General features: G+C 66.4%; 1 protein-coding gene and 1 pseudogene. One reads left to right on the top strand and one right to left on the bottom strand.

The annotated features are described in order from the left end of the window. Window positions 1–189: pseudogene (locus ACI2LP_RS34165) on the bottom strand (DUF4158 domain-containing protein); the annotation flags it as partial. A 67-nt stretch (window positions 190–256) separates the two neighbouring features. Here ACI2LP_RS34165 and ACI2LP_RS34160 point away from each other — a divergent pair. After that, complete coding sequence (locus ACI2LP_RS34160; protein ID WP_404728428.1) at window positions 257–2224, top strand: family 20 glycosylhydrolase; 1968 nt, start codon at window positions 257–259, stop codon at window positions 2222–2224. The last annotated feature ends 64 nt before the right edge of the window (window positions 2225–2288 follow it).

Raw genomic sequence — 2288 nt, 5'->3', positions numbered from 1 at the left:
CAGCAGCACGCGGCGCCCGCGCAGCCACCCGGCCGCCGCGTCGAACAACCTCGATCAGCTCCCGGTCCGCATCGTCCAGGAAGAAGAAACGCTCCAGCGCTCCGTACGGGACGGCACCCCGCGAAACGCCGCGTACGCGGCAGCCTGCTCATCCGTCAAAAATCGACCGCACCCAGGACCTCCAGACAGTCGATCAACACGACTGCCGAAGGTTCGGCGTCCTTGTGCCGCCTTCCCCTCTTACGGAGGCATTCACATGAGATCCAGACAGCTTGCCGGATCACTCCTCGGCGCTGTTCTTCTGATCCTGCCGCTGGTCGGCGTGGCACATGGTGCGCCGCCGGCCGCAGAGGCAGTGAACACCGCGCCACCCGGGGTCGTGCCGGCGCTTCAGCAGTGGTCCGGCGGGACAGGCCGGCTGGTCCTGACCTCGACCAGCCGCATCGTCGTCCCCAGCGGATCCCCCAGCAGTCTGCAGGACCTGGCCTCCCAGGTCGCCCGTGAAACGGCCGAGCTGACCCCCCTGCGGCTGACCGTCGCCACCGGCACTGCCGGGGCGGGCGATATCGCCCTGCGCATCGACCCGGCTGCCGACTTCGGAGCGGCTAAGGCGGCGCTGCGGTCCGAGGCATACCGGCTCAGTGCCAGCACCTCTTCCATCGACATCGTCGGCGGGAGCAACAAGGGCGCCTACTACGGCACCCGCACCCTCCTGCAGGCCATCCTCGGCTCACCCGACCACGCCAGCGTGCCCGTGGGTACTGCCGTCGACTACCCCAACTACGCGGTGCGCGGGTTCATGCTGGACGTGGGCCGACGTTACTTCACCCCGGAGTTCATCCAGTCCTACCTGCACTGGATGGGTTGGCTGAAGCTCAACACGCTGCAGCTACACCTGAACGACAACGAGATCGGCGCGCCGAACGGCGACTGGTCAAAGGCCCAGTCCGCCTTCCGGCTCAAGAGCACCAACCCCACCTTCGCCGGGCTGGCCGCCACCGACGGCTCCTACACCCGTGCCGACTGGGATTCCTTCGAAGACACCGCAGCAGCCAACAGTGTCACCATCATCCCCGAGATCGACTCGCCCGCGCACGCCCGTGCTTTCATCAAGTTCAAGCCCGAGCTGGGCCTCAACGGCGGCAACTCCGACCACCTGGACCTCAGCAAGCCGGCGACCACCACCTTCATGAAGAGCGTGTTCGCCGAATTCGTGCCCTGGTTCCGTGGGCCGACGGTGCACATCGGCATCGACGAGTACCCCACCTCGCTGGCCGACCAGTACAAGACCTACGTCAACACCATGGCCCCCTATGTGCGCTCGCTCGGCAAAACCGTCAACGCCTGGGGCAGCTTCACGGCGATGTCCGGCAGTGGTGCTGGCTACGACAAGGGCATGGTCATCAACAGCTGGAACAACGGCTGGTACGGCCCCAAGGCGGCGATCTCCGACGGCTACAAGGTCATCAACTCCAACGACGGCCTGCTGTATGTGGTGCCGTTCGCTAACTACTACCACGGCCAGGGGCTGGACGGTCAGTCCATCTTCACCAGCTGGGCGCCGAACGTTTTCGGTGAAGGCCAGGATCTGGCGGTCCAGGACCCGAACCTGCTCGGGGCAATGCCCGCGGTGTGGAACGACCTCGTCCACGCGACCTACACCGAACTCCAGGTCCACGCACTGATCGAGAAGAGCTTCCCCGCCCTCGCCCAGAAGATGTGGTCGGCCGGCGCCGCCGGCACCGACTACACCGCGTTCCTCAGCCGGGTCGCCGCCGTCGGGCAGGGCCCCGACACCGCCTACCTGCCCGACACCCTCAAACCCAATCCCGCACCCGGCGACCTCGCCTTCAACCACCCCGCTTCGGCTTCCTCTGTCGAGACTGGGGCGTTTCCCGCCTCCTATGCCGTCGACGGCAATGACACCACCCGGTGGTCCAGCGCCTACAGCGACAACCAGTGGCTGCAGGTCGATCTGGGAAGCGCCCAGCAGTTCACCTCAGTGCGGCTCAACTGGGAAGCGGCGTACGGCAAGGACTACAACATCCAGGTCTCCAACGACGGCGCGACATGGACCACCGTGGCACAGCGCCGGGGCCTGACCAACGCCGGTATCGACACCCTCACCTTCCCCACCACCACAGCCCGCTACGTCCGCATGCAAGGCATCACCCGCGGCACCCCCTACGGCTACTCCCTCTACTCCATCCAGATCATGCCCTGAACCGGAAGACCCCAGCACGGCCCCGGGCCACTAGGACGTATGGCTGCACGTGCGCCGGGGCGAG

This window comes from Streptomyces sp. NPDC019890, assembly GCF_044903445.1.
In the GTDB taxonomy this organism is placed as follows: Bacteria; Actinomycetota; Actinomycetes; order Streptomycetales; family Streptomycetaceae; genus Streptomyces.
The sequence above is the reverse complement of the archived record's forward strand: the minus strand, read 5'-3'. Positions and strand labels throughout refer to the sequence as shown.

Excerpts from the sequence above, each read along its gene's own strand:
- ACI2LP_RS34160 (WP_404728428.1), top strand. The coding sequence starts at position 257 with ATGAGATCCAGACAGCTTGCCGGATCACTCCTCGGCGCTGTTCTTCTG.